Genomic DNA, 2,169 nt, shown 5'->3' on the forward strand with positions numbered 1-2,169 from the left:
GATGGCCGGCGCGTCGGTGAGCGTCCAGCCGTAGTCGACCGCCGGAACCACCACCGCCGGGTTGAACACCCCGAAGGTCGCGGCGATCACCTGCCCGGAGGCCTGTCCGAGCGCCGAGCCGCGACTACAGAAGTAGGCCGGGCCGTCGGGCAGTTCGACGCCACCGGATGTCCCCGGACTGGCCCCGAAACCGAGCGCCGCGTAGCCGCGGTGACACTCCGGTGCGAAATACACCTGCCCGGCGAAGGCTTCGATGGCGTTGGACAGCGCTCTGGCGGGGGCAACGGTCATCGTCCCAGTGTGCCGCATCGGGCTTTTGGCAAGACCCGGTCCCCCGACTCCGATAAGGTGCCAGTCATGCCGACACGCCGCGCCCGGATGAGCCTCCGCTGGTCGACGACGCTGGCCCTGGCGGGCCTGGCCACCGCCGCGTTGGCCGGCTGCGACGCCGTGCCCGGCGGCGACGGCCCGGAACCGGCCCGGCAGGTGACTGTCGTCGGATCCGGTGAGGTGCAAGGCATCCCGGATACCTTGACCACCGAGGCGGGCATCGAGTTCGTCGCCGCCGATGTCACCACCGCAATGAATCAGACCAGCGAGCGCCAGCAGGCGGTGATCGACGCGCTGATCGACGCCGGGGTGGACCGCAAGGACATCAGCACCGCCCAGGTCAGCCTGCAGCCGCAGTACGGCAACGCCGAGCCCGGCGGGTCGGCCAACATCACCGGGTACCGGGCCGGCAACACGATCCGGGTCAAGGTCGAACGCGAATCCGCCTCCCAGGTGCTCGCCGTGATCGTGCGCGCCGGCGGGGACGCCACCCGGATCCACGGGGTCAGCTACTCCATCGAGGATGATTCGCAGCTGGTGCGCGACGCCCGCGAGCGCGCCTTCAACGACGCCAGGGACCGCGCCGAGCAGTACGCCCAGCTGTCGGGCCTGCGGCTGGGCCGGGTGCTCTCGATCTCGGAGGTGGCCGGTGGCACGCCGTCGCCGACATCGGTCGAGGCGCCGATGCCGCGCGCGATGGCCGCGCCGCCCCCGGTGGAGCCCGGCCAGCAGACGGTGGGCTTCTCGGTGACCGCGGTGTGGGAACTGTCCTGACGCCGCCGCTTCGCGCCGTGTGGGCGTGAGCGGCCCGCCGCCCCGTGTGGCGGGCGATCAGCTCTGATAGATGCGCGGATCCAAGGTGCCGATGTAGGGCAGGTCGCGGTAGCGCTCGATGTAGTCCAGCCCGTAGCCGACCACGAATTCATTCGGGATGTCGAAACCCACGTAGGCGATGTCGACTCCGGCGCGAGCCGCATCGGGTTTGCGCAACAGCGTGCAGACTCGCAGCGACCGGGGCCGGCGGGCGGCCAGGTTGCGCAGTAGCCACGACAGGGTCAGGCCGGAATCGACGACGTCCTCGACGATCAGCACGTCACGATCGCTGATGTCGCGGTCCAGGTCCTTGAGGATGCGCACCACGCCTGACGAGGACGTGGAGGAACCGTAGGAGCTGACGGCCATGAACTCGAACTGGGTGGGCAGCGGGATGGCGCGGGCCAGATCGGTGACGAACAGCACGGCGCCCTTGAGCACGGTGATCAGCAGTAGATCTCCGCTTTCACCCTGCCTGACCGGCCTCGAGCCGTCGGAGTAGTCGGCGGCGATCTGCGCGCCCAGTTCGGCGGTGCGGGCGCGAATCTGCTGCTCGGTCAGCAGCACCGATTTGATGTCGCCCGCGTACGACTCGGGTGTCTCCCCCGGCGAGAACGCAGCCACCAGCACAGCGTGCCATGCAAGGCGTGCGACGACCAACTCCCGGCGGTTAGCGAGGCTCGACGCAGGAGAGCCGAAGCTGAACCGCCGCAAAAACCCCGCGGTTAGCGAGGCTCGACGCAGGAGAGCCGAAGCTGAACCGCCGCAAAAACCCCGCGGTTAGCGAGCTCGACGCAGGAGAGCCGAAGCTGAACCGCCGAGTCAAGCCCAGCGCACAACATCACTCCCGATGCTCAGACCGGCTCCCGGCGCAGCCGCAGCACGCCGTCGTCGCGGACGGCGAACAGCCGCTCACCGCGCAGCTCCGATCCGACCGCCACCCCACCCTGGCCGCGCCACTGCGTGACCAGCCGATCCACCGCGCGAATCTGCAAGTCGGTCAGCCCGCGGCCGCCACCGGCCAGC

3 protein-coding genes and 1 pseudogene are annotated in these 2,169 nt (G+C 69.8%); 1 reads left to right on the top strand and 3 read right to left on the bottom strand.

Going from position 1 to position 2,169, the window contains the following annotated elements; genetic code table 11:
- Positions 1–291 (bottom strand): helix-turn-helix domain-containing protein (locus tag DQP56_RS23950; RefSeq protein ID WP_435673910.1); only part of this gene is annotated, 291 nt, incomplete at its 3' end.
- A gap of 66 nt (positions 292–357) precedes the next feature.
- Between DQP56_RS23950 and DQP56_RS23955 the strand changes: the two genes are divergently transcribed.
- Positions 358–1,104 (top strand): SIMPL domain-containing protein, encoded by a 747-nt coding sequence (locus tag DQP56_RS23955; RefSeq protein ID WP_112689562.1) that lies wholly within the window; start codon positions 358–360, stop codon positions 1,102–1,104.
- 57 nt (positions 1,105–1,161) lie between these two features.
- Here DQP56_RS23955 and hpt read toward each other — a convergent pair whose 3' ends face one another.
- The gene (gene hpt / locus DQP56_RS23960; RefSeq protein WP_112689564.1) at positions 1,162–1,803 is read right to left on the bottom strand and encodes a hypoxanthine phosphoribosyltransferase; all 642 of its coding nucleotides are present in this window, start codon (positions 1,801–1,803) and stop codon (positions 1,162–1,164) included.
- 194 nt (positions 1,804–1,997) lie between these two features.
- Positions 1,998–2,169 (bottom strand): annotated as a pseudogene (locus tag DQP56_RS23965) (tRNA lysidine(34) synthetase TilS); the annotation flags it as partial.

Source organism: Mycolicibacter senuensis (assembly GCF_003284925.1).
GTDB lineage: Bacteria > Actinomycetota > Actinomycetes > Mycobacteriales > Mycobacteriaceae > Mycobacterium > Mycobacterium algericum_A.